The sequence below is a fragment of the Brevibacterium sp. CFH 10365 genome, from assembly GCF_009299785.1.
Taxonomy (GTDB): domain Bacteria; phylum Actinomycetota; class Actinomycetes; order Actinomycetales; family Brevibacteriaceae; genus Brevibacterium; species Brevibacterium limosum.
This window is the reverse complement of sequence record NZ_VIGO01000005.1, coordinates 318,074-342,195: the sequence shown is the minus strand read 5'-3', so window position 1 is coordinate 342,195 and position 24,122 is coordinate 318,074. Positions and strand designations below refer to the sequence as shown.

Sequence of the window (24,122 nt, the reverse complement as noted above, 5' to 3'; positions counted from 1 at the left end):
CTCTCTGATTGAGCCACCGTTCGGTTTAGGCTGGTCGGGAACGGCCGTTCACCCCGAAGAACCACGATCCTTCCGACCATGGCAGCAGACCGAGATCGCTCGGTTCTGTTCACCTGGTCGACCCGGATCGACTCCGCGACAGTGAATGGACTGGCATCACAATGACCGAAACACAGACCCTGCTCAACACCGGACTGGCCCAGATGCTCAAGGGCGGCGTCATCATGGACGTCGTCAACGAAGAGCAGGCACGAATCGCCGAGGCGGCAGGAGCCTCAGCCGTGATGGCCCTCGAACGGGTCCCCGCAGACATCCGCGCCCAGGGCGGCGTCGCCCGGATGAGCGATCCCGATCTCATCGATTCGATCATCAGAGCCGTGTCCATCCCGGTCATGGCCAAAGCCCGCATCGGGCATTTCGTCGAAGCACAGATCCTCGAGACCCTCGGCGTCGACTACATCGACGAATCAGAGGTCCTCTCCCCCGCCGACTACGTCAACCACATCGACAAGTCCGTCTTCAAGGTGCCGTTCGTCTGTGGTGCGACCAACCTCGGTGAGGCACTGCGCCGCATCACCGAAGGCGCATCGATGATCCGGTCGAAGGGTGAAGCCGGCACTGGCGACGTCTCCGAGGCGATGCGCCATCTGCGCACCATCAACTCCGAGATCCGTGCGCTGGGCGCGAAGAGCGAAGATGAGCTCTACGTCGCGGCCAAGGAGATCGCGGCCCCGTACCACCTGGTCAAGCAGGTCGCCAGCCTCGGCCGCCTGCCCGTCGTGACGTTCGTCGCCGGCGGCATCGCCACCCCGGCGGATGCGGCGATGATGATGCAGCTCGGTGCCGATGGTGTCTTCGTCGGCTCCGGAATCTTCAAGTCCGGCAACCCTGAGGCCCGTGCGAAGGCCATCGTCGAAGCGACCACTCACTTCGACGATTCGCAGGCTGTGGCCAAGGCCTCCCGCGGACTCGGCGATGCGATGGTCGGCATCAATGTCGCCGATGTCCCCGCACCGCACCGTCTGGCCGAACGCGGCTGGTGAGAGTCGGCGTCCTCGCCCTCCAGGGAGCCTTCCGTGAGCACCTGCTCATGCTCGGCTCCCTGGGGGTCGACACCCTCAAGGTCACGGGGCCCGACCACCTCACCGACATCGATGCGCTCATCCTGCCCGGCGGCGAGTCCACGGCCATGGTGCGCATCGCCGCCGGCACGGATCTCTTCGCGACTCTGCGCGAACGCATGACCGGTGGTCTGCCGGTCTTCGGCACGTGCGCGGGGCTCATTCTCCTGGCGGATCGGCTCAGCGACGATTCGCTGGGCGGGTACGACCGCCTCGGCGGGCTCGATATCACCGTGGCGCGCAACGCCTATGGTCGGCAGCGCGAGTCCTTCACCGCCCCGCTGACCGTCCGCGGTCTGGACGAACCGGTCGAAGGCACATTCATCCGGGCTCCGCAGATCCTCGATTTCGGGCCCGACACCGAGGTGCTCGCCCGTCACGGTGACGTGCCCGTCCTCGTCCGGCAGGGTTCGGTGTGGGGCGCCAGCTTCCACCCGGAGCTGGGGACGGACAGTCGAATCCATGCAGAATTCCTCCACCGCGGCACGTGAGATCGCACGCGGGGGCCTTCGGCACCTCACCTCGTCGGCGCTGATACCCGCAGCTTCTTCTCACCAGCGCTGATCCGCAGTTCCAGGCAGTCCCCGATGAGGTCGCCGTCGAGTTGTGCCGGCACGGGTGATTCGAGCACGACTGCCGTTTCCGTGGTTCGGCGATAGTTCATGAGCGGATGTGCCTGCGGTCTGCCCTGCAGGCATGCTGCGGCGATTCCCGCCCACGCTCGGCAACGTGCCGTGAACTGGTGCGGGAGCGGGCCGACTGTGAGTACGGAGAAGGCCTCCGCGTCGATTCGTGCCTCCGGGAACACGGCGATGGGCCCTGCCGGACGAGTCGCCTTCGATGCCATCACCGACCACACCGGCCCCGGGCCGACTTCCCCTGTGCGCAATGTGAAGTCGGCGGCGAAGAGGGCACGGGCGGCTCCCCACGCGTAGCCGGCCAGCCCAGGGGCGGCATGGTGGTGGGCGACGGCGCGGGCGTCTCCCCCGATGCCTGCGAGGCTGATGAACCCGCTGCGATGTCGGCTGCCGTCTGCTTGCCGAAGCTCCGCAGTATTGATCGGAACGTTCAGACTGTTCGTGGTCCCGCCTCGGATGACCGACGCCACCGTGCCCACACAATGGTCGATTGCGTGCCGGGACGAACCGAGGCCGATATGGCGGCAGAGGACGTTCGCGGTCCCGGTTGGGACGAGGAATGTGAGGATCTCCGCCTCGGCGAGCACCGGGGCCGCCGCACGGATGGTGCCGTCCCCGCCGAGGATGATGACGATGTCGGCTCCCCATTGGATGAGCTGTTCGGCTTGCCAATGACCGGAGCGTTCGACGCTGGTCGTCACGCTTCGGTAGTGTGCGGAAGCCGAACGCAGGCCCTGCACGAGAGCGGCATACGCTCGCAGGGTCGCCGCATGTTTGGGATTGAGGATGATCCCGATGTCGGTTCTTCGCTGCGACCATGCCGACCGGTCTTCTGCGGCGACCGTCCCGCCCGCCGGTGTGCGTGTCCTCTGTGGTTCGTCCATTGTCGGTCGTGCCTGGGCCTCAGACGAAGGCCGGGTGGGTTTCGCTCACCGATTCGACAGCCTCACAGTCGACCGTTTCGCCGGGGAATGCTTCGACCAGGACTCGCGGACCGGTCTTCCGCGGTGACCGCTTCCATGTGGCGCGTGCACGGGTGCCGGTCACCACCGTGTTCTTGAACATTCCGTTGCCGCCGGGCACAACGAGTCTTTCGTTCGCGGGATCGAGCGTGGCGCTGCGGTCCTTGTATCCGAGGATGATCTCGTCGAATCCCGGCAGGAGCATGGTCTCCTGTGCCGCGGTCTCCCATTCGGACAATCGGTCCTCGAGGTCCGGGGCGTGCACATAGTCGGTGCCGTCGATATCCGCGCTCACGATCTCACCGGCCTCGATTCCGGCTTGGATGGCTTTTCTCATCCTCGTCTTCGGCAGTCCCGTCCACCGGGTCACGTCGTCGACCGTCACCGGTCCGTGGCTGGTGACGAAGCGTCTCACCCATTCGTGTTCGGCCGCCTCGGCGTCCAATTCTGTGGGAGCGGGCACCCAATCAGCGGTGAGCACATATCTCATGTCGTCCTTGCCCTCGATCATGGGAGCTTGGACGATGATGTTCTGCAGTGCCAGGGAGGTGATGAGGTATCGGGCGTGACCGTATTCGTCACCGGCGTCGATGGGTGCAAACGCGTCGAGCAGCTCTTCACGGGTCAGCGGTCCGCGGTCTCTCATGGCGGTCGCAGCCAGCCGAGCAGCGGTGTCGATCATCGCGTCGGTGATGCCGAAGTGCTTGCGCCGGTTGGCGGTGGATTTCATCGTCCGCGCCCCCGTCAGGCCGAGGATCCACCCAATGTCCTTGGCCGTGGTCAGATGGATGGTGCCGCGTTGCGTCCAGGACCGCACGATCTCTCCGGCATCGATGGCGGCGCGGACTGCGGCCACGCCTTCGCTGAGATCGCGGCCCGATCGCAGTGCCAGCGAGACCAATGCTCCGCCGAGGGCCTGCGCCTGGACGCAGCCGAGGTGCTCGACGACGGCACCGGCAGGTGAGAGGTCGGTGCCTGTCGGCGACGACGGCGGAGGTCCGACGAGGCCCTGAGCGATCAGACGGGCGGCCGAGATCTGATGTGCGTCCATGATCCAACGGTAGTGCACGCCGGTGACACGGCAATTGTGAAATACCGACAGCAGTCGGCACCACACAGTCGAATCGTTCAGCCCATGATGTCGATGAGGCCGGGCACACGCACTCGCGGCAGAGTGCCCGAGGTGGCGAAGGTGCCCCAGATCCGACGCAGTTCGGGACCGGCGATATCGGTGGTCGCGCCGTAGTCGAGAAAGGATCTGTGCCAGATCTCGCCGGGAAAGATCAGCGGCAGGTCTCCGGAGTGTGCTGCGTCGAAGAAGCTGCCGTCCCCGCGAGAGACGATGAGCAGACGGGCCCCTTGCCCGCCCGACATTCGGTGCCGGTCGTAGAATTCGCGTCCGGCCCGGGTGTACACCGCCGAGGTGATACCTGAGATGAGCGATTCGAGCATGGGCGAGGTCAGGCGCCGGTCGTGGAGGCGACGGAAGGTGGGCACGAATCCGGCGAAGAAGGCGATCTCGCGTTCTGTGCGGGTCATGAGCACTTCGTATTTCGGCGCGACTTCGGCCCAAGCGGTGGCCGCATCCGAACGTGATGGCAGCGGGTAGCGGCCGTAGCGGACTCCGAAGCACATTCCGGCATGCAGACCCCCGACGAGGGCGGCTCTGTGCACTTCCTCCTGGGCCCGGAGGATGTCGTCGACACTGGCCGCCGGGTCGATCTTCTGCGCGACCTTCCCCATCGCCCAGTTCATCGTGTCCGTCCCACCGGCCAGGCCCAAGGGGGCCGAGGCCATGAGCACCCGGTGGAAGAGCCCTTCGGTGCCTTCGGCGATCATGAGGTGTGCGCAGGCATCGGCTCCGGCGCTTTGGCCCGCGATCGTGACGTTGTCCGGATTGCCGCCGAAGGCAGAGATGTTGGACCGCACCCAGCGCAGGGCGGAGATCTGGTCGAGCACTCCGAGGTTGAGGTGGTCGTCTCGACCGGTTCCGAGGTAGCCGAGGACACCGAGGCGGTAGGTCACGGAGACGACGATGATGTTCTGCTCGGCGGCCAGGGCGTGCGGATCGTAGATCTCCGCATCCCCGGCCCCGGCGACATAGGCTCCGCCGTGGATCCAGACGAGGACGGGCAGCGCCGCCTCGGTGGTGGTGTCCTTCGGCATCGTCACGCTCACGCGCAGACAGTCTTCGCTGATGGGAAGCCCACCGAGCTGGTCGAAGGTCATTCCGGCGTTCGGGTCTCGGCGCAGCTGCGGGCTCGCCGGGCCGGGCTGAGCACCGTCGATGAATTCGACCGGGGGTTCGTCGACGGGAGGGAGGAAACGTCCTGCGCGGGCGTAGCGGATGCCGCGTGCGCGGATCACGTCGTCGGCGACATAGGCGCGGACGCGTCCGCACGGGGCGGCGATGTCCCGTGTCTCCTCCATATGGTCAGCTTACTTGCTGGGTTCGACCGGCGGTTCGGCCGACCAGGGGAAGACGATCCACTGATCGGTGCGCTTCCACACAAAGTTCGGGTCGATGATCGACGCGGACTTCGCGTAGATGACGGCAGACTGGGCTTCGGCACCGTGCTTGCGCAGCAGCTCGAGCACGAGGGCCAGAGTGCGACCGGAGTCGGCGACGTCGTCGACGACGAGCAGCTTCTTGCCCTTGATCGCTTCGATGTCGAGCATCGGGGCGAGCAGGATGGGGTCGGGCAGGGTCTCGTGGACGTCGGTGTAGAACTCGACGTTGATGGCGTCGGAGAGCTTGAGCCCGAGGGCGTAGGCCAGTGCTCCGGCGGGCAGCAGTCCACCGCGGGCCACGGCGATGACGATCTCGGGATCGTAGTCGGAATCCGCAATGGTCTGCGCCATCTCACGCGCCGATCGGCCGAACTTGTCCCAGCTGAGAATCTCTTTGTCGTCGAGATCGGTCGAATCGGCGTGGTAGGCCATGGATGCTCCTCGTGTCTGCCCGGTTGTGGTTCGAGCTTCAAGGATACGCCGTCGCCGGTTCAGCGCAGAAACACCTCGAGCCCGGCCATCTCCTGCGCCTGTGAGCCGGTGTGGATCGGCGGATTCGGGTTCACCCAGTACTCCCCCGTGTGGGCATTGCGTTCGAGCAGTCGGTAGTCGATGAGTTCGCGACGCAGCAGGGCGAAGTCCGGGTGGAATTCGCCGAGGATGCCGTTGAGCTGCTTCTCGTCGTAGACCCGGTCCGGGTCGAGGGAGGCGAGGACCTCGATGAGGATGAGGACGAGGGCGCGACGTTTCGTCGGAATGGCCGTGATGCGACCATTCGGCATGAACGTTCTCAGTGTCTTCGCCCGAAACCGATCGATCTGCGGGTCGATGGTGGATTCGCTGGTGGCTTCCGCACTCTGGCTCGCGTTCTGATTCGCGGCGAGCAGTGCGGTGCGCGCAGTGGTGAAGTTCTCACCGGTTTCGGTCATCCGCGTGCGAACGAGCCTCTTGAAATCCTTGTCCTTGGTCATGGTGTCTCTTCCTCAAGCGACCAAGTCTCCCCCAGCACGAAACCTGGTCAGGAAATCACCGTGCCGGTTTCGTCCGAGGATTCTCTCCCCTTCGCCATGCGGTCGGTGTGCTGGGATCACGACCTCGGCTGGGCGTTGGATGCGCCAGCCAACAGTATAGACGTCATCGTCATAGCTTCTCGAAGTCGGTCCTGGAAGTCAGTTCTCCAGAGCTTCGAGGTACATCCACCGTCCGGCTCTGCGGACGAAGGAGGAGTTCTCTTCGAGGATATGATCGCCGAGGTGGTCCCGGAATCTCGCCCGGAAGTGCACCGTTCCGGTGGCATCGTCTGGTCCCCCGTCGGTGGTGGACAGGATCTCGAGGCCGAGCCAGGTGGTGGCGTCATCGACTCCGACGTCGTCGGGGCGGGTCCTGGCATGCCACGTGCGGAAGAGGTGGTCTTCGTCGCCGCGGACGAAGGCGGTGTAGCGGGAGCGCATGAGCGCCTCGGCGGTGGTGGGCCAGGTTTCACCGTCGAGGGCAGGTCGGCAGCAGTCGTCGAAGTCGGTGCCTGGGGGCATTCCGGAGCAGGGGCAGATCATTCCCCGATGATATCGGGGCAGGAACTGCAGGCGGCATGCGAAGATAGAGCCATGACTTCACTGTTCCTGTCTGGAGATCCGAAGGCCGATGCACTGTTGGCCGAAGACCGCTTCGCTCTGCTCGTCGGGATGCTGCTCGATCAGCAGGTGACCATGGAGAGTGCCTTCGCGGGGCCCGCCAAGTTGGCCGAACGACTGGGCAAGCTCGATGTCGACGAGATCGCAGAGATGAATCCGGATGATTTCCTCGACACATTCGCCCAATCTCCTGCAGTTCACCGGTTCCCGAAGTCGATGGCCGGACGGGTGCAGAAGCTGGCGGCGGCCGTCGTCGACGAATACGACGGGAAAGTTGAAGCGATCTGGACTGATGGTGACCCCAGCGGTGCTGAGGTCCTCAAACGGCTCAAGAAGCTGCCCGGATTCGGTGATCAGAAGGCCAAGATCTTCCTGGCGCTGCTCGGTAAGCAGTTCGGACTTCAGGCCGAAGGCTGGCAGGAGGCCGCCGGTGACTATGGTGACGAGGACGCCCGCCGTTCGATCGCCGATGTCGTCGACGACGCCACTCTGCAAGAGGTGCGCGCCTTCAAGAAACAGCAGAAGGCTGCGGCCAAGGCGGCAAAGGCAGCGAACAACTAGAGACAATCGCCGAGGCAAATTTGCGTCCGCGCACTCGGGCGTGAGTTATCCACAGATTCGACTTCGCCTGTTCTAAAAAGCGTTCCTGTCGAATAATGTAGGGAATCCGGGTGTCGGCCGACGGGGCCGCGCCGCAGTTGCAGACCACAGAGGCGTGGAATGAGAACTGGATCGTCCCGACCGTATCGTCGACCCGCCCAAATATTCGTTGCCGTTTTCGCCGCACTGAGTTTGGTCTCGGTCGTCGGCTGTGCCGACAATTCACCAGTAGCTGCGCCGACGTCGACCATTCCCGAAGGACAGCCCGACGATGGTTCCACAGATGATTCCGCCGAGGTGGCCATCCCCGATTACGAAACCGACCTTGACCTCGGTCAAGAGGAAAAGGAGGCCGTCGAGGGAGCGCTGGTGGCTTTCGATGATTTCATCCAAACCATCAATGAAGCATATTCAGGGAAGACCAAAGCAGCGAGCGATTTCCCCCAGTTCGCGTCTGGCGATGCACTTAAGTCGATTCAGACAGAAGCCAAATCTATAGCTTCCGACGAAGCGACGTTTGAAGGCCAAATCCAACCGTTAAAGGTCGAAGTTTTTGATGTCACGAAGCAGGAGGACTCAGCAGAACCCGCATCGGTCCTAGTGAATTTCTGTGTTGACACTACAGAGTGGACGATGACCCCGGCGGGGCAATCGCCGACTTTGAACCCTGATGGAAAAGTTACTATGCAACACACGATTCAGCAGGATGACGGTAGCTGGAAAGTTGACCAGCAAACTCTCTGGGAACGACGTTGCTAGCCAAAAGGGCTTCCCACACCATTCTTTCTTTCGCGATTGTCGCCATTTGCTTGTTCGTGGCTCCGATACCGGCATCGGCAGCACCGGGTTGCACCATCGGCGACACAAGCGGGTGCGAAGCAGTGAAGCCTCCGGCACCCAAGCCTCCTCCTGGCGGGGGCGGCTCTGGAGGGGGTGGTGGCACCGGAGGCGGCGGCTCTGGCGGCGGAAACGACGGCGGAGGTTCCGGTGGCGGAGGCGGCGCCGGCGGTGGGGGCGGTGGCGGACTTCCCGACTGCCCAACGGAGGACGTCGGCCATCTGTGCGTGAGCGAGCCCGGACCGGGTGGTGGAGGCGGCGGAGGCGGCGGGGCTCCGGCCCGACCGGATCCTCCGACGCGCATCCCGGAATCGCAGTTCCAGAACTTCGACATTCCAGCTCCCACAATCTACGCCTGGCCTAAAGATTGGGCTGTCGTCGGCAAGCCGGCAGCCTTCTGGACCGACACCGACGTCAGCTATATCGACATGACCTTGCTGACCTACGCAGTCAAAGTCAAAGTCACGCCGGAGCGTTTCAACTGGGACTTCGGAGACGGCTCGGGCACAACAACCACTGCGAAAGGCGCGAAACCACTGCCCGGCGGCACCCCGCAGATCGGACATGAATACCAAGCATCAGGCAATGTGTCGGCATCGATGACAGCGACATTCAGCGGAGAATTCTCCGTCGATGGCGGCCCCTGGCTTCCTATCGACGGCTTCGCCCACGTCGCCAGCAACAATATCGGCATCGACGTCTACCGCTATCACCGCTACCTCGTCGACGACGATTGCTACGCCAATCCCCGCGGACCCGACTGCGCCCAATCCGCCCGATGACAGCTTGCATCTATCTGCCAGAACGTGACAGCATAACGCCTCGGCGCAGACACTAGGACCTTGATTTCAGAAACCTGAAACAATGTCACCATGGTGTGCCGAATCAACGAGCTCCTGATCGATTCTCACTGGCCTATCGTCATCATCGGCGCAGGCCAAGCCGGACTGTCCGCAGCACACTACCTGTGGCGCGACGGACTCGCACCGGGTAAGGATTTCATTATCCTCGATGCCGGAGACGGACCTGGTGGAGCCTGGCGAGAACGGTGGGACTCCTTGACCCTGGGTTCCACGAACCATATCTCCGACTTGCCCGGATTCCCCCTTGGCCGTCCCGACCCGACCGTGCCCGCCTCGCAGATCGTCTCCGACTACTACTCCCGGTTCGAACGCGAGCTCGAACTCTGCGTCATCCGCCCGGCTGAAGTGAGCACCGTCCGCTCCGAAGAACCCGGACGTGGTCGCTTCACCATCACCGCCACAATCGACGGTGAACATGTGTCGCTCTCCAGTGACTTCCTCATCAATGCAACCGGCACCTGGACTCAGCCCTACGTCCCTTTCATCCCCGGCATCGCCGAGTTCGAAGGCCACCAGCTGCATACCGTGAACTTCCGTGACGTCGAGGACTTCCGCGGACTGCGCACGCTCGTCGTCGGCGGCGGAATCTCCGCCACGCAGTTTCTCCTCGAACTCGCCGAGGTGACCGACACGCTGTGGTCCACACGCCGTCCCCCGAATTTCACGTCCAGAGAATTCGACGGCCAATGGGGCCTCGAAGTCGAGCGAGCCGTCCGCGAACGAACTCTGTCCGGGCTGGCCCCGGCCAGCGTCGTGCGAACCACGGGACTGCCGATCCGTCGAGAATTCCGCGAAGGGATCGATTCCGGAGTTCTGGTCTCCCGAGGCATGTTCGACCGCATCCTTCCCCACGCGGTCCACTTCCCCGGGCTCGGCGACACCCAACAGCCGACCACCTCGGAGGGCCTGGGGCCATCAGCCAGCGACCACCTGGCAGTGCCCGAGTCATGGGCACCGTTCGACGAATCCCGTGTCGAAGAGGTCGACGTGATCTTCTGGAACACCGGGTTCCGGGCGGCGCTCAAACACCTTGCGCCTCTGCACCTGCGCACACCGGACGGTGGGATCGCTATGGAAACTGAGGTCGCCGTCAAAGACGACCCCCGGCTCTTCCTCGTCGGCTACGGATCGGCCAGTTCCACCGTCGGTGCCACCAGGGCGGGAAGGATTGCAGCCAGGGAACTGCTCAAACGCATGTCAGGGGACCGACAGCCTCAGCGCAGGTCTGGGGCCTTGAGCACCTGATCGCCGAAGCGAACCGTCGGCAGCATCTGACGGAACTGGACCTGAGCCTCGGTGTCATCGGCTTGAGCGAGCATGTCGACGCTGACCTTGAACAGTCGGCCGTCGACGGACACACCAGCAACGGCGCCGAAGATCACGGAATCTTCCTGATCGACTGCGCGCATATCGTCGGGGGCCAGCGAGCCGTGGAAGACCCAGTACTCTCCCCCGGTGACTGGTCCCGTGGTTTCACTGCCCAACGACGACCCCGAGGTGCTGAACATTCTCTCCCGCGCCTTCTCCACCAAGTCCTGAGGTGAAGAGTCATCGTCTTGGAAGCAGTTGACAGTGATGATCGCCCCGGACTCGGCGGTATAGAGCCGGTATCCGTCGTATCCGGACCCATCGGCAAAGTCCGCGCTCAGTGCCAGGCTGACCTCGACGGGACATTCTCCGCCCAGGTCAACGGTTGTCTCACTCATGCCGTGGGGAATCGTCGGACCGGTTGCTGTCGGCGAAGGTGACTGCCCGTCACCGATGCCCACGTTTGCCGGCTTCGAGCCGGCCTCATCGGAGCTGCTGACCCGGAACGCCGAACATCCGCTGAGGGTCAGCCCCAGAGCCAGCGTCACCGCTACGAGTGATCTCTTCATCATTGTCTGCCTTCACTCGATCGGTAGGTCATCCATATCGTACCCAAGGCCGGATTCGTCCCCGCTCTCTGGCGCAACTGAAGACCGCCGCCTAGCCTGGAGTCATGACTGAGATCCCGCTTTTCGATGACTCTGATATCAACCGTGTGCTCTGCGTGGTCGCCCATCCCGACGATATGGAATACGGAGGGTCGGCCGCAGTGTCGAAGTGGACCGATGAGGGCAAGGAGGTCGCGTATCTCCTGCTCACCCGGGGGGAGGCAGGGATCCGTGACTTGAGCCCGGAGGAAGTGGCACCGTTGCGCGCCGAGGAGCAGCGTCGGGCATGCAATATCGTCGGCGTCGACGATCTGGAGATCCTCGACTTCCCGGATGGTCTGCTGGAACCCACTCTCGAGCTGCGTCGGGCGATTGCGCGGAAGATCCGCGAGTTCCGTCCGAATGCGGTTGTGGTGACGGCCTTCGATCTTCAGGTGCAGTGGGGGCTCAATCATGTCGATCATCGCCATGCTGGAGTCGCCACGGTCGATGCCATCCGCGATGCGGACAATCCCTGGGTCTTCACCGACCTCAAGGACGAAGGGCTCGAAGCATGGAAAGCCGATCGGCTGCTCGTCAACGGTGCCCAGCCCACACATGCCGTGGCCCTCACCGCCGAGCACGTCGACCGTGGTGTGCGATCGCTCGAGGCGCACAAGGTCTATTTGGACGCACTCAGTGACCATCCGGCACCGAAGGACGTGATCCCCGGCATCACCACAAGCGGTGGAGAACTCGCCGGCATCGACTATGCTCTGCCGATCACCGTCGTCGATATGTGAGAGCTTCGCTACGAGCTGTTTATCGGCTGCCGTTGTGCCTGTCGCAATCGCCACTCATTCTCGACAGAGAGAACCGGGTGGGACGCACACGCGTCCCACCCGGTTCGTTCTTCGCGGATCGAGGCTTCGGCCCGCGGAGAGGAGATCAGGCTCCCACAGCTGCGATCGCTGAGTCGTAGTCTGGTTCGGTGGTGATCTCGTCGACGAGCTGAGTGTAGGTCACGGTGCCCTTCTCATCGAGGACGACGACGGACCGTGCGAGGAGACCGGCGAGCGGACCATCGACCATGGTCACACCGAAGTCCTTGCCGAACGAGCTGCGGAATCCCGAGGCCGTTACGACGTTCTCGATGCCTTCGGCACCGCAGAAGCGGGCCTGGGCGAACGGAAGGTCGTTGGACACACAGAGAACGGTGGTGTTCTCCAGGCCGGCGGCGAGTTCGTTGAACTTGCGCACCGAGGCGGCGCACACACCCGTGTCGAGGCTGGGGAAGATGTTGAGTACGACGCGCTTGCCCGAGTAGTCCTGTGAGTTCACATCACCGAGGTCGCCACCGACGAGGCTGAAGGCCGGAGCCTGCTCGCCCTTGGCGGGCAGTTCGCCGACGGTCTTGACCGGAGATCCCTGAAATGCTGTGTTGGCCATGCTTGACTCTCTCCTTCTTCAGAGCTGACTGCTGTCTCTCTCACTCTACGTGAGTCGGCGCCGAGGGATACCTGTTGCACGCAGACCGGTCATCTGGTCGACCTTCAAGTCGCTGCGTCCCGCGGGTTGCCGACAGTCACTCAGCTGCGACGGCGACGTGTGAAGAGCACCAATGCCGTACCGAGTGCGATGATCGCGGCAGCGATGCCGATGCTTGTGGCGAGTTCGGTACCGGTCCGCGGCAGATCGGCCCTGCCGCCAGCGCCGGTTGACGCATCGTCGGCGTCACCGCTGGCGCCGGTTGCCGAGTCGTCGGCTTCACCGCCGTCAGCGTTGCCATCCGATGCATCACTGTCAGAGGCGCCATTCGTCGAACCGTCGTCCTCGGCTGTGGCTTCGCCGGCGTTGTCGTCCGCGTCCGAACTTCCGGCGCTTCCGGAGCCCGAGGCATCCGAGGACCCACTGGCATCGGACTCGTCGTCATCGCCTCCGCCCGGTGCGCGACTGCTCGTGACGACTTGCCAGTTCGCGTCGAAGAAATCGGCGGGGTCGACGATCTGTTTCTCCTCAGCCCAGTCGATGAGGGCCTGGCGCACCTCGACCTGTTCGTTGTAGACCTCATTGAGTCCGTTGACCGGGTAGCCGCCTCCACCGGACTGGCGGTAGTTGTTGATGGCGAGAATGAACCGGTCACCGTCTCCGATTTCGCTGCCGTCGGCCTGTTTGAGGTTCTCGATCCTCTCACCGGTCGGTTTGGAGACGTTGATGTCATAGTCGATTCCGGCCAGAGCGTCATAGTTGTAGTCCGGGATCGGGGCGTCAGAGGCGTCATCGATCGCGTTGGTGCCGTCGACCGGGTCGAACTCAGCACCTTCCTCAGTCTGTTTGAAATAGCGTGCCGAGTATTCGAGGTAGTCACGAAGTTGGGCACCGTTGATCTCGACTCCGGCCAAAGTGTTGTCGTAGACGTAGAGGCCTGCGACGTCGCGGATCGTGATGTCACCGGCCGGGAATTCTGCAGTGCGGCTGAAGGGCGAGGCCTGAGAGATCACGGGGAGATCGTCATAGTCTGTTCCCTCCAGTCCCTCTTGCACCGTCTCCGTCTGAACGTGGGAGATGAAGTCGAGGATCGCGGTGTCCTCGTAATAGGAGGTCTTCGCCGACAGGGTTTCGGTCACCGATCCGATCTTCGTATTCACGTAGTCGATCGTGGTCCGGTGCTGCTCATCGACGAGGTCCTTGATCTCCTGGTCCTCCGCGATGTCGCCCTGGGTGGCCAGCGCCTCCGCGTGCGGCTCGGTCTCGCCCCAGTCGACGTGGTGGGTGTCGAGATTGATCGGCAGCCCCACCTCGGAGACCGAACGGGCCCAGTAGTTCGGCTGGGTGATGAGCACTTGGCTGCCGTCGTCGCGGGACACGACCTGGCTGGGCTCGTTCTGGTGGGTATGCCCGGCGACGAGGACATCGACACCGGGAACCTTCGCTACGGAGGTGCTGACGTTCTCCTGCAGTTCGTCCGGATCCCAGCTCTGCCCCTTCGGATCCTTACCCGAGTGGGAGAGCACGACGACGACGTCAGCTCCCTTCTGCCTCATCTCGGGAACATACTTCTGAGCAGTTTCGACGGGATCGTCGAAGTGCACCTTCCCTGACAGGTTGTTATTGTCCCAGATTCGGCTGCCGGGGGTGGTTACGCCGAGGACACCGACGGTGATCGTCTGACCATCGACCTGTTTGTCGACCATCGCGTACGGGTCCAAATGCGTCTGGCCGTCTGCGTCGTCGATGACATTGGCGCCGAGCAGCGGGAAGTCGACCTGATCGTCGTATGTGGAGAGCAGATCGAGGCCATAGTTGAATTCGTGGTTGCCGACGACCTGTGCGTCGTATCCCAGATGGTTGTAGGTCTTGGCCAGTGGGTGCGTTTGGCCGCCTGTCGTGATCGGCTTCTGTTTGGCGAAGTAGTAGGCCAAGGGGTTGCCCTGGATGGTGTCGCCGTTGTCGACGAGGAGCACGGATTCTGCGCCTTTGTCCTCCCGTACTCCCTTGATGAGCGTCGAGGCTCGGGACATGCCCAATTCTTCCCCTTCCGGGTAGGGCTTGTTCGCGAAGTAGTCCCAGTTGAGTACGTTGCCGTGGACGTCGGTCGTCGCCAGCAGGGTCAGCTCCCCGGTCTTCGCCGCATTGGCATCGACGGGAGCCTCGGCGGCACCGAGGCCGGTCGCCGAGGCCGCTGCGGGCCCGGTTACGATAAGAGCAAGGGCGAGTGTGGACGAAGTCAGGGTGTGCAGACGCATGTGTCTCCAGAAATCCGGTCAGAGATGATGAAAGTGATTCAGCTCTCTCACCCTAGTGTGCGCTGACCGTTTTCTGAATGGATCTTGAGAGAAATTTGCACAAACTCTGTTGCGCTCACGCCACGGTGGAGTCGGCTCCATCAGTCTTATCCTTCGAGGACGCGAACCTCGCTTCGACGACGATGAGGATGACGACTACGGCCGCGCCGAGGACTGCGAGAAGGATGGGGCCGAGCACCGGGTCGACGGGAGCCAGCAGGCCACCTGCTCCGTGTTCTTCGCCGTCAGCTCCCACCTCGGCGGCCGACTGCCAGGGCCAGAGTGCGCGCAGAGACCCGAACATCAGTCCTGCCATGACGATGAGTGTCCACCACCGATGGTTGTGCAGGAAGTATTTGAGGATGTTGACGAAGACGGCCAGGCCGAGGATCGCGCCGAGCAGGAAGATGCCGAGATACCCGAAGTCGCGGGAGTCGACGGCGCGCAATGTGGTCGAGTACATGCCGACTGCCAAGAGGAAGAATGATCCGGACACTCCGGGAACGACGAGTGCGCAGATGGCGATCGAGGCGACGAAGAAGACGGCTATGAGCGGCGGGTTCTCCACATCGGCCCCGCCGGCCAGACTCGTCATCCAGAATGCGAGAGCGGCTGCGGCGATGAAAGCCAGCACACCGAGGAGGGCAGGCTGACGCGTGGTTCGTGTCGGCAGCATCCGCAGCGGCACGGCGATGCTGGCGGCGACGAGGCCGAAGAACAGTCCGCGGGAGAGTTCGGGGTTGCCGGTGACGAAAGATTCCATGACACCGGCGATGGTGAACACCGCGGCGGCCATTCCCAGCAGAACGGGGATGACGAGGAACCAGTCAGTGCGCCGCAGTTCAGCAATCGCACCTGCCACCCGGTTCGGTCCTGCCACCAGGGTCTTTGCTGCCGAGACGACGTGGGCGGCGGAGTCGATGAGTTGGTCGTAGACTCCGGTGACCAGGGCGATGGTTCCGCCGGAGACTCCGGGGACGAGTTCGGCGCTGCCGATGAGGAAACCGCGGATCAGGTCGAGGGGGATGAGCGCTTTGGGTCGCTTCGGCGCAGTTTCGGTGCCGGTCGGCGGAGTGTTCGTCATACCTCCCAGCCTATTTGATCGAGCTGCTGTTGCAGGCCCGCGACTCAGTCGCCGATCTCACCATCGATGTCTTCGCGGAGAAGGTCGGCGTGGCCCGCATGCCGGGCATACTCTTCGATGAGGTGGATGAGGACCCACCGGACGTTGAACTTCTCTTCGTCGCTGTCACCCCGTTCGGTGAGCGTGTCCAGATCGGCCACCTCGGCGAGGATTCCACGGGAGACCTCACATGACTGCTCGTGGGCGGCTAGGAGTTCTTCCGCAGTCATCCCAGCGGCGGACTCGAAATCCCAATCGCGATCGGTGTTCCAATCGACGCTCGACCACGGTTCGCCCAGCTCTTTGCCCTGCAGCACTTCGACGAACCAGCTCTCTTCGACAAGTGTGAGATGTCGGAGGATGCCGCCGATCGTCAGTGATGATGAGGCCACGGTGTGGTTCAGCTGGTCAGGCGTGAGCCCATCGGCCTTGCGTCTGACCACCTGTCGAAAGTAGTCGAGGAACTCTTCCAGTCCATGGCGTTCGCTCGGAGCGTTGCTCGGGTCGGTCAATGGCAGGGTCATACTGAGCCTCTCTGATCAAGCAGACGGCCTGTTGGTCAGACCACGTGCGTGAGGTTCAGTCTAGTTTTCGCCGGCCGATGTCGAAGAGGTTTCCTTCGGGATCTTTCAAGGTCGTCCATTCGATCCCGTATTCATCGAAGGACGCGAGCTTCTGCGCACCCAAGGAGACGGCACGGTCGACATCTGCGGGATAGTGCGGGTCGTCGAGGTCGATATGCAGTGGGTTCTTTCCCTCCGCCCGTTCGTCGACCTTGAGGAAGAGCATCCCCGGGGTCACTGATTCTGCGTTGTGGACTCCCCCGATGCTTGCGACGAATTCGTTGGCGCCGGGATCGATTTCGGCGCCGAGAAGTTCCGCCCAGAAGATCGATTGTGCTTCCACATCGAGGCAGTCGAAGGTGATGCTCAGAGAAGACAGAGACATTATGAGCGTGGTCCTTTCACAGACGGACAGGTATTGCTCTGACTCTAGAGCAGCCCGCTGACATGACGCTCAATGGGCGTCATCGTCGGTTATCCGCCGTCATCGTCGCTTCAGCCGCGAGGCTGGCGCGCCAACTGACGTGACTGAGCCACGAGGCGACCGTCCGAGTCCCACAGTTCGCAGTCCTCTTCGAACATTCCGCCGGCGATGTTCCGCGTGGACAGTCGTGCGCCGATCCAACCGGGCGCGGGCAGGGCGCGAACATGCGCTGTCAGTTCCATCGTCGGTGCCCAATTGAAACGACCGAGGTCGAACATCACCGGCGGGAAGGAATCCAGGAACGTCAACAGGGACAGCGGATCCGGGTCCGTCCCGTCGATGAACCGAATCCAGCCCTGCAGCACTCCGCGCCCGCTGGGTTTGCCGACAGCGAAGCCTGCGGTGGCCGGATCCAGGCGCATATCGAAACGTTCGATCAGCGGTGCCGCCTTCTTGAAGTCCTCGCTGGCTTCGGCGACGCTGACGCATTCCTCCGGTGGTGGCAGCTGGGGCTGAGTAGCTGTGGTGCCGACATCATCAGGAAGCTCGCCGAGGTTGCCCATCGTGGCCATCGCCGAGATCGTCGGTGCCCCGTTCTGGAAGAGTTCGATGCCGTAGCTCGCCGTTGATCGACCTTCGCGCAGTGTACGCGTGGTGATGTCCACGGGTCCTTCGGTGCTGGGTCCGAGATAGAAGGTGGAGACCACGAGCGGATCCGGAGTATTCGGGTTGACGGCACGAAGAGCCTGACCGGCCACTCCGAGGAGGTAGCCACCGTTGACGGCGCCGGCGACTTTCCAGCCGGCGTCGAGCTCGGCGGTGAAACTGTGGTCGCTTTGTCGGGTGACTGCGGTGGCGCGGGAGAATTCACTGGCGGTCGTTTGACTCATATCACATACATTACCAACAACTGAACGAACGTCCAGCCAGCTTCAGTGCTGTCCGGACCGCCGTTCGTTGCCGTGCCGGTAGTTTCCCGTTGCCCGGGCCAATAGTTGCTGATCGGTGTCGTCATTGCGACCGAGTTTGGGGATGAGCGCGGCAGCCTTCTTCCCGCCGAGTTCCATGATGGTACGGCCGCCTCGGCGGATGAGGAGGACCCCAGATTTGGTGATCTGGTAGTCAAACGGATCATCTTCAAGGCTCACGGTTGGACTCCTTCGTCGGGCATGCCATGGTCATCGCGTATCTGCTCTGAATCGCGGTGAGCGCACTCCGATTAGTCTAAGCGCATGAGTATGAAACTGACTCGAGTCGATCCAGAGGGCCTCGATATTGATGAGCTCATTGAGTTCTACCCTACGGAAGAGTTTCCTTTTCACGCAGCGACATCCGGCTGGTCAGAAGAATCGGTCCGCGAACGAATTGCGACCGGGTACTTCCTCGACGAGACGAACGAGACCTTCTGGCTCGATCACGGTGAGCATGGGCGGATCGGTATCGTCCGGCTGGAGGATCTTCGCGACGAGACTCCGATGTTCGACCTCCGATTGGCCGCACGGTTCCGGGGCCTGGGGCTCGGTGCTGTGGCATTGAACGCCATTTCCGATCACATATTCTCCAATACGCGAGCGATACGAGTGGAAGGCCAGACCCGGGCTGACAACTACGCCATGAGGTCGGTCTTCGAACGAGCGGGCTGGACGAAGGAAGCTCACTACCGACGAGCGTGGCCCGTTGCCGGTGGTGACCCTCTGGATTAATCGCCTACGCGATCCTGCGCCAGGAATGGGAGACAGGGATCCGTGAAGGGCTTCATTGGCACGATCGTCGACATTTCCCAGAGCGGACTCGAGACGGGATCACGTATTCGTCGAACACTCCACCTTGGCCCAGTGAGATGCTAGCGCTCTACGACTCCGTCGGGTGGTCGGCGTATACAAACGATCCGGAGCGGCTGGTCCGCAGTGTGCTCAACTCTGCGCACATCGTCTGTTCTCGCCAGGCAGAAACGCTCGTGGGATTGGCCCGGGTGGTCAGTGATTTCGGGACACTTGTCTACCTTCAGGACGTCCTTGTCGATCCCAGAATGCAGCGGTGCGGCACCGGGGCCGAACTCGTCGCCCGCGTTCTCGAGCCTTTTGCCGATGTCCGGCAGACCGTTGTGCTCACCGATGCCGATCCCGGACTTGCTGCGTTCTACACGTCGCTCGGCTTCAGCTAGGCCGCCCCGTCTGCAGGGGCGACGGTGTGTGCTTTCGTCCGATAATGTGAAAGTGCCCCTGGCCTTCGGGCCAGGGGCACTTTCGTTCAGTCGGTCAGCATCTGACCGTCAGAGGTGTTTTCAGTTGTTCTTCTTGCGGCGCATGGTCAGAACAACAGCGGCTCCACCGACGAGGAGCAGTCCGGCTCCGGCGGCCAGGCCGGTCAGCTCGGCACCGGTGCGAGGCAGATCAGATCCGCCGCCGTCACCGTTTCCATCATCGTTGCCGTTGTCGTCACCATCGTCGCCGCCACCGTTGCCGTCTTCGTCGGCAACGACCTCGAAGGAGCCGGTGAGGGCCTCTTCGTCTTCGGTGTCATTGGCTCCGGTGACCTCGAGGTCGTACTTACCGAGGTAAGCCTCGGGGCTCGAAGCGCTGGTGCCGTAGATCGAGAATCCGACGACTCCGTCAGCGTTGGCGGTCTCCTCGAGAGTGATGCCCTCGACGTTGTCCGGACCGGCAACGACTTCGAGGGAGACCTGCTCGCCCTCTTCGAAGCCTTCAGCGGTGATCTGCACGCCCTTGTCTTCCTTCACGAAGTCCGAAGCGGAGATTTCCTTCGGGTCGACCGTCAGGCTGCGCTCGACAGGGGCTTCCTCAGCCTCGACGGTCACGACGAACTGGGTTGCAGCAGAAGTCTGACCATTCGCATTGACGACTGCGGTGTAGTTGTAGTCGCCGGCTTCGGCAGGAGCCTCAGCGGAGAAGTTGCCGTCAGCGTCGGTCTCGACAGTCACGGTGCCCTCGGCCGGTGCGGCCTGAGCAGAACCGGCGTTGGCGCCGGCGGGCTTCCAGGTCAGCTTCACTTCAGCGTTCGGAGCAGCCTTGCCGGTGATCTTTCCACCTTCAACGACCGTCTGATCTCCGACCTTGGGAGCTTCGGGCTTCTCGTCACCGTCAGCGTCGGAATCGGCTTCGTCATCCTTGCCGTCTGCTGCAGCCGAAGCGTCGGCGTCGTCACCATCGGCCTTCGATGTGCCATCATTACCGTCGTTACCGTCTGCCCGTGCACCACCGTCGTTACCGTCAGCCTCCGTGCTGCCGTCAGCGCCATCAGCCTGTGAGCCCCCGTCGGAATCATCTGCAGCCTTGACTGTCACCTTGAAGGAGGCAGCTTCCGAGGACTGTCCGTCAACAGTCGCCACGGCCTTGGCGTCGTAATCCCCCTCAGTACCGGGCCCTTCGAGGGTGAAGTTTCCGCTGTCATCTGCCTTAGCAGTGGCTTCGCCGCCTGCAGCGCCGGTCCAGGTGACCTTCACATCTGCGCCGGCAACGGCCTTGCCAGTGATCTCACCCTTAGGTTCGATGGTCTGGTCTGAGACAGTCGGAGCGGCGGGTGCTTCCGGCTCTTCGTTAGGATCCTCAAACGTAATGTCTACATTAGCTTGCGTCAGCGAGTGATCGAGATCAGCCACCCAGCCCAACGCAAAGGGATCGCCAACCGGATTGCCGTCCTCGTCAACAAAAGTGGTGCTTGGAACTCCACCCGAGATAACCCCAACTGCGGTATCCCCCTGGAACACACCACCGCCGGAATCGCCCGGCTCAGAGAACGGATCGGCGACCGGAGACTTAACTGCAAATCCATGAACCCAACGCCCGCTCACAGTCATGTACTCGAGGTTGGCCTGTGCCTTCGGAATAACTTCGCCGTCAGTTAGACCCGTCGTCCGGCCCGATTTCTGGATTGCGCCCTCGGTGTGAGATCCGACCGATGTGACCGGCTTAACTGAGGCGGAAAGATCGTCGTCTGAGGCAGTGGTCCAGTCAGTGGCACCCGGCTTCACATCGTACTTCGATGAATCCAGGCTCACCACGGACAGGTCAATGTCACCCGCTGCGCCTTCTGTCTCACCAGGCTCAGCGAGTGTGCCGAACTTCTTATACTTCCAGTCGCCAAGAGAACCAATACCCTGGTCCTTGAAACCCTGTCCTTCTCCGCCGGCACCAGGTGCTGTGGACGGAGTCTCTGCGTCACGAATAGAAGTCCAGCCAAGGTGTTTGCCAGTATCCGGGTGATCCGCGTCATCTTCATCCTGGAAGATCTCTTCGGCACAATGACCTGCGCTCAGGACGATGGGTTCCTTAGTGGCCTTGTCCCAGCCCGCAAAACCGGTCGAACATGCGCCCGCGAGTGCGCCTTCTTCGTTGTTGACCAGGTAGCCCATGCCACCAACCGCTTTGTGTCCAGCATAAGCCTGAACCTCGGGAACTCCCGCCGTCACTTCGACGGCGTCGGCACCATACTTCGCCTTCAGCTCTTCAATCTGCTTTGCATCAACGTCCTTCCCGGACTCCACGCCAAGGCTGAGTGTCTTCGTCGACTCGTCAAAGCCGAATGCATTGACGACATCGATCTTCTTAGCTGCCTGAGTGGCCGCTTGCGCGTTCATCTCCGGCTTGATCTGATCGGCAGCCGCCGGGCCCGCGACGAATGCGCTCCCCAGGCCGAGTGCTGTCGCTGCTGCCAGCGCCAGCGAACTCTGCACGAGTTTCTTCTGCATAAGTTGTTGTCTCTCTTTTCGGAGGGATCTATGTCACAAGTAGATGACCTAAGTCACGATAAGGTTACGGGCCGCACTCAGGTACTACCAAAAAAGTACGTCGAAAACTGTGAACTTAATGTACGAAACTTCACCAGATGTACAAAGACCCTTGCTGCTATCCCACGTCACCGTCGTCACGAATTGACGAAGCCCCCGGCCAGAGGACCGGGGGCTTCGTCAGTAGGCGTTCAGCAGACCGTCAGACGGTCAACATCACTGCACTCAGTTGCTGTTCTTGCGACGCATAGTCAGAACGACTGCGGTTCCGCCCACGAGGAGCAGTCCGGCTCCGGCAGCCAGGCCGGTCAGCTCGGCACCGGTGCGAGGCAGGTCAGACCCACCGTCACCGTTGCCGTCATCGTCATTTCCGTCGCCGGCTCCGCCATCGGCATTGCCGTCGTCGTTGTTGCCGTCATCGTCGCCGCCGGTTCCGCCACCGGAGCCGTCTTCGTCAGCGACAACCTCGAACGAACCGGTCAGTGCCGACTCATCCTCGGTGTCGTTGGCGCCCGCGACCTCGACTTCGTACTTACCGAGGTAGGCCTCGGCGTTCTCGGCACTGGTGCCGTAGATCGCGAAGGCGGCAGCACCGTTCTCATTCGCGGTCTCTTCCAGCTCGATGCCTTCGACGCCCTCAGGTCCGTTGGCGACTTCGAGGGTCACCTTCTCACCCTCGTCGAAGCCCTTGACCGTGATCGTCACGCCCTTGTCTTCCTTCACGAAGTCAGAAGCCGCGATCTCCTTGGGGTCGACGCTGATCTCACGCTCGGCGGGAGCGGGGGTCTCGGACTCGTCCTTCTCAACCGTCACGTCGAACTCGGCCGGCTCGGACTCCTGCCCATCGACGGTCGCAGTCGCAGTGAAGTTGTAGTCGCCCTCTTCCTTGGGCCCTTCGACGGAGAAGTTTCCGTCCTCGTCGGCCTTGACCGTCTCGGATCCGTCTTCAGCAGCCTGTGCTTCGGACTGGGTGCCCTTTTCGCCGTCAGCAGCGGAAGCGGCTTCCCACTTCACCTCGACCTCGGCGCCGGCCTCAGCCTTGCCCTTGATCTTGCCTTCGGGCTCGATGGTCTGGTCTTCGGCCTTCGGAGCCGCAGGAGCCTCAGGGGTCTCCTCGCCCGGCTTCTCGAGGTTGAAGTCCGTGCCGGACTCCTCGAGCGAGTGATCGAGGTCGGCAACCCAGGTGAACGACGTGTTCGCGTCGAGGTCGCCGCCGCCGGAGATGACACCGACAGCGGTGCTGCCCTGGTACACGCCGCCGCCGGAGTCTCCCGGCTGCGAGAAGGGCTTGTCGATCGGAGTAGTCACACCGAATCCGTGAACCCAGCGACCGCCGACGTTCTGGTAGTCGAAGTCGTATTCCGAGCGCGGCAGAACCTCGCCCTCGGTCTTACCGGTGGTACGACCGGACTTGCTGATCGCGCCTTCCTTGTGTTCACCGACGTCGGTGATCTCGGTGGTCGACTTGGCCAGGTCGTCCTCATCGGCGGTGGACCAGTCGGTGATGCCGTTCTTGACGTTGTACTTCGACTCGTCGACATTGATCACTGCGAAGTCGATGTCGGACTCGCTGGGCTCAGGCCACTTGTTCTGGTCGGCACCTTCGAGCAGGTCGCCGCCGAAGTTGTGGAAGCCCCACTTGCCGATGACGCCGTCGCCGGAGGCCTGGAAGCCTTCTCCGCCGTTGGCCTCGGAGGTCGAAGGCTTTTCGGTCTGGTCGACGGTGGTGTCACCGTCGAAGTCATTGGTCTGTTCGTTGATGATCTTCGAGCAGTGTCCGGCGGTGAGGACGACGGGCTTGCCGTCTCCGTCCCAGCCGGAGAAACCGGTCGAGCAGGCTCCGCCGCTCTCGCCGGCCTTGACGAGGTAGCCGGCACCGCCGACGAGGTCGTTCTTCGCGTAGGGCTTCAGTTCCTTGACGCCCTCGGTGACCTTGATGTTCTGGTACTGCTTTTCGAGCTTCTTGATGTCGTCGGTCTTCTTGGCAACGCCGATGCTGAGCTCGCCGCCTTCGGTGCCGTAGGCGTTGACGCCTTCGATACCGGACAGTGCCTTCTGGACGTGAGCTTCACTCTGGAGGTCCAGCTTCTGCGGAGCGTTGTCGGCCATCGCCGGTGAGGCGACGAGCGCGCCGCTCAGGCCCAGCGCCGCTGCGGCACTGATTGCCAGCGAACTCTGCACGAGTTTCTTCTGCATAAGGTTGATTCCCTTGATCGTTGTCGATGCTTCGATTGCCCGACCCCTGCAACACGCTTCGCCGCAACGGGACGGTCCATGTCTTCGGTGTCAGTTTTCCAACCGTGTGAAAGATTACGGTTTGGTCACGACGCATTGCAAGAACCATCAGAGTCGCAGGTGAACACAACTTACAGAAGTCGAGGCTCACAAGCCGTCCTGTGTTCTTCCAGGGGCCTTGGAAATG

Annotated in this window: 25 protein-coding genes; 9 read left to right on the top strand and 16 right to left on the bottom strand. The window is 62.5% G+C overall.

Annotated features, from left to right (window positions below; translation table 11 throughout):
- The first annotated feature begins 161 nt into the window (after positions 1-161).
- Entirely contained in the window at positions 162-1,043 is an 882-nt protein-coding gene (gene pdxS / locus FHG09_RS12410; RefSeq protein WP_152347960.1) for a pyridoxal 5'-phosphate synthase lyase subunit PdxS, read from the top strand.
- The gene (pdxT, locus tag FHG09_RS12405; protein ID WP_319803261.1) at positions 1,040-1,612 is read left to right on the top strand and encodes a pyridoxal 5'-phosphate synthase glutaminase subunit PdxT; all 573 of its coding nucleotides are present in this window, start codon (positions 1,040-1,042) and stop codon (positions 1,610-1,612) included. Before pdxS ends, pdxT begins: the two co-directional genes overlap by 4 nt.
- A 26-nt stretch (positions 1,613-1,638) precedes the next feature.
- Here pdxT and FHG09_RS12400 read toward each other — a convergent pair whose 3' ends face one another.
- From FHG09_RS12400 to FHG09_RS12375, 6 genes are all read right to left on the bottom strand, one after another.
- Positions 1,639-2,643 (bottom strand): diacylglycerol/lipid kinase family protein, encoded by a 1,005-nt coding sequence (locus FHG09_RS12400; RefSeq protein WP_152347958.1) that lies wholly within the window; start codon positions 2,641-2,643, stop codon positions 1,639-1,641.
- 19 nt (positions 2,644-2,662) lie between these two features.
- Entirely contained in the window at positions 2,663-3,772 is a 1,110-nt protein-coding gene (locus FHG09_RS12395; protein ID WP_152347957.1) for a winged helix DNA-binding domain-containing protein, read from the bottom strand.
- Positions 3,773-3,849: 77 nt separating this feature from the next.
- The gene (locus tag FHG09_RS12390) at positions 3,850-5,151 is read right to left on the bottom strand and encodes a carboxylesterase family protein (RefSeq protein WP_152347956.1); all 1,302 of its coding nucleotides are present in this window, start codon (positions 5,149-5,151) and stop codon (positions 3,850-3,852) included.
- A gap of 9 nt (positions 5,152-5,160) precedes the next feature.
- Positions 5,161-5,664: a phosphoribosyltransferase gene (locus FHG09_RS12385; RefSeq protein ID WP_152347955.1), complete on the bottom strand. Its 504-nt coding sequence runs from the start codon at positions 5,662-5,664 to the stop codon at positions 5,161-5,163.
- Between the two features lie 59 nt (positions 5,665-5,723).
- Positions 5,724-6,203, bottom strand: a complete 480-nt coding sequence (locus FHG09_RS12380; protein ID WP_152347954.1) for a DUF2087 domain-containing protein — start codon at positions 6,201-6,203, stop codon at positions 5,724-5,726.
- A gap of 198 nt (positions 6,204-6,401) precedes the next feature.
- The gene (locus tag FHG09_RS12375; RefSeq protein WP_227492740.1) at positions 6,402-6,785 is read right to left on the bottom strand and encodes a YchJ family protein; all 384 of its coding nucleotides are present in this window, start codon (positions 6,783-6,785) and stop codon (positions 6,402-6,404) included.
- 51 nt (positions 6,786-6,836) lie between these two features.
- Here FHG09_RS12375 and FHG09_RS12370 point away from each other — a divergent pair, with 51 nt between their 5' ends.
- The 4 genes from FHG09_RS12370 to FHG09_RS12355 all read left to right on the top strand — a co-directional run bounded on the left by FHG09_RS12370 (position 6,837) and on the right by FHG09_RS12355 (position 10,408).
- Positions 6,837-7,424, top strand: a complete 588-nt coding sequence (locus tag FHG09_RS12370) for an HhH-GPD-type base excision DNA repair protein (protein ID WP_152347953.1) — start codon at positions 6,837-6,839, stop codon at positions 7,422-7,424.
- Positions 7,425-7,583: 159 nt separating this feature from the next.
- On the top strand, positions 7,584-8,222 hold the full coding sequence (locus FHG09_RS12365) for a hypothetical protein (protein ID WP_152347952.1): 639 nt from the start codon (positions 7,584-7,586) through the stop codon (positions 8,220-8,222).
- Positions 8,223-8,527: 305 nt separating this feature from the next.
- Positions 8,528-9,082 (top strand): hypothetical protein, encoded by a 555-nt coding sequence (locus tag FHG09_RS12360; RefSeq protein WP_193627383.1) that lies wholly within the window; start codon positions 8,528-8,530, stop codon positions 9,080-9,082.
- A 90-nt stretch (positions 9,083-9,172) separates the two neighbouring features.
- Positions 9,173-10,408, top strand: a complete 1,236-nt coding sequence (locus FHG09_RS12355; RefSeq protein WP_152347950.1) for an NAD(P)-binding domain-containing protein — start codon at positions 9,173-9,175, stop codon at positions 10,406-10,408.
- On the opposite strand, the gene FHG09_RS12350 is transcribed toward FHG09_RS12355, so the two are convergent.
- Positions 10,378-11,043 (bottom strand): hypothetical protein, encoded by a 666-nt coding sequence (locus FHG09_RS12350; protein WP_193627376.1) that lies wholly within the window; start codon positions 11,041-11,043, stop codon positions 10,378-10,380. The genes FHG09_RS12355 and FHG09_RS12350 overlap by 31 nt on opposite strands.
- 101 nt (positions 11,044-11,144) lie before the next feature.
- On the opposite strand from FHG09_RS12350, the gene FHG09_RS12345 reads away from it, so the two are divergent.
- On the top strand, positions 11,145-11,861 hold the full coding sequence (locus tag FHG09_RS12345; protein WP_152347948.1) for a PIG-L deacetylase family protein: 717 nt from the start codon (positions 11,145-11,147) through the stop codon (positions 11,859-11,861).
- Between the two features lie 145 nt (positions 11,862-12,006).
- On the opposite strand, the gene tpx is transcribed toward FHG09_RS12345, so the two are convergent.
- The 7 genes from tpx to FHG09_RS12310 all read right to left on the bottom strand — a co-directional run bounded on the left by tpx (position 12,007) and on the right by FHG09_RS12310 (position 18,101).
- Entirely contained in the window at positions 12,007-12,507 is a 501-nt protein-coding gene (tpx, locus tag FHG09_RS12340; RefSeq protein ID WP_152347947.1) for a thiol peroxidase, read from the bottom strand.
- A 140-nt stretch (positions 12,508-12,647) separates the two neighbouring features.
- Complete coding sequence (locus FHG09_RS12335) at positions 12,648-14,804, bottom strand: bifunctional metallophosphatase/5'-nucleotidase (protein WP_152347946.1); 2,157 nt, start codon at positions 14,802-14,804, stop codon at positions 12,648-12,650.
- 115 nt (positions 14,805-14,919) lie between these two features.
- Complete coding sequence (locus FHG09_RS12330; RefSeq protein ID WP_152347945.1) at positions 14,920-15,927, bottom strand: DUF368 domain-containing protein; 1,008 nt, start codon at positions 15,925-15,927, stop codon at positions 14,920-14,922.
- A 44-nt stretch (positions 15,928-15,971) separates the two neighbouring features.
- On the bottom strand, positions 15,972-16,490 hold the full coding sequence (locus FHG09_RS12325; protein ID WP_152347944.1) for a DinB family protein: 519 nt from the start codon (positions 16,488-16,490) through the stop codon (positions 15,972-15,974).
- Positions 16,491-16,545: 55 nt separating this feature from the next.
- The gene (locus FHG09_RS12320; RefSeq protein ID WP_227492739.1) at positions 16,546-16,914 is read right to left on the bottom strand and encodes a VOC family protein; all 369 of its coding nucleotides are present in this window, start codon (positions 16,912-16,914) and stop codon (positions 16,546-16,548) included.
- 110 nt (positions 16,915-17,024) lie between these two features.
- A complete protein-coding gene (locus tag FHG09_RS12315) occupies positions 17,025-17,843 on the bottom strand; it encodes a thioesterase family protein (protein ID WP_152347942.1) in 819 nt (272 codons plus the stop codon).
- Positions 17,844-17,885: 42 nt separating this feature from the next.
- On the bottom strand, positions 17,886-18,101 hold the full coding sequence (locus tag FHG09_RS12310) for a hypothetical protein (protein WP_152347941.1): 216 nt from the start codon (positions 18,099-18,101) through the stop codon (positions 17,886-17,888).
- 84 nt (positions 18,102-18,185) lie between these two features.
- Between FHG09_RS12310 and FHG09_RS12305 the strand changes: the two genes are divergently transcribed.
- Positions 18,186-18,656, top strand: a complete 471-nt coding sequence (locus tag FHG09_RS12305) for a GNAT family N-acetyltransferase (RefSeq protein WP_227492738.1) — start codon at positions 18,186-18,188, stop codon at positions 18,654-18,656.
- Between the two features lie 137 nt (positions 18,657-18,793).
- Complete coding sequence (locus tag FHG09_RS12300; RefSeq protein WP_152348055.1) at positions 18,794-19,117, top strand: GNAT family N-acetyltransferase; 324 nt, start codon at positions 18,794-18,796, stop codon at positions 19,115-19,117.
- A gap of 120 nt (positions 19,118-19,237) precedes the next feature.
- Here FHG09_RS12300 and FHG09_RS20040 read toward each other — a convergent pair whose 3' ends face one another.
- Both FHG09_RS20040 and FHG09_RS12290 read right to left on the bottom strand, forming a co-directional pair.
- Positions 19,238-21,661, bottom strand: coding sequence for an LPXTG cell wall anchor domain-containing protein (locus FHG09_RS20040; protein ID WP_227492737.1), 2,424 nt, complete (start codon positions 21,659-21,661; stop codon positions 19,238-19,240).
- Between the two features lie 264 nt (positions 21,662-21,925).
- Positions 21,926-23,896, bottom strand: a complete 1,971-nt coding sequence (locus FHG09_RS12290; RefSeq protein ID WP_152347940.1) for a S1 family peptidase — start codon at positions 23,894-23,896, stop codon at positions 21,926-21,928.
- Positions 23,897-24,122 lie beyond the last annotated feature (226 nt).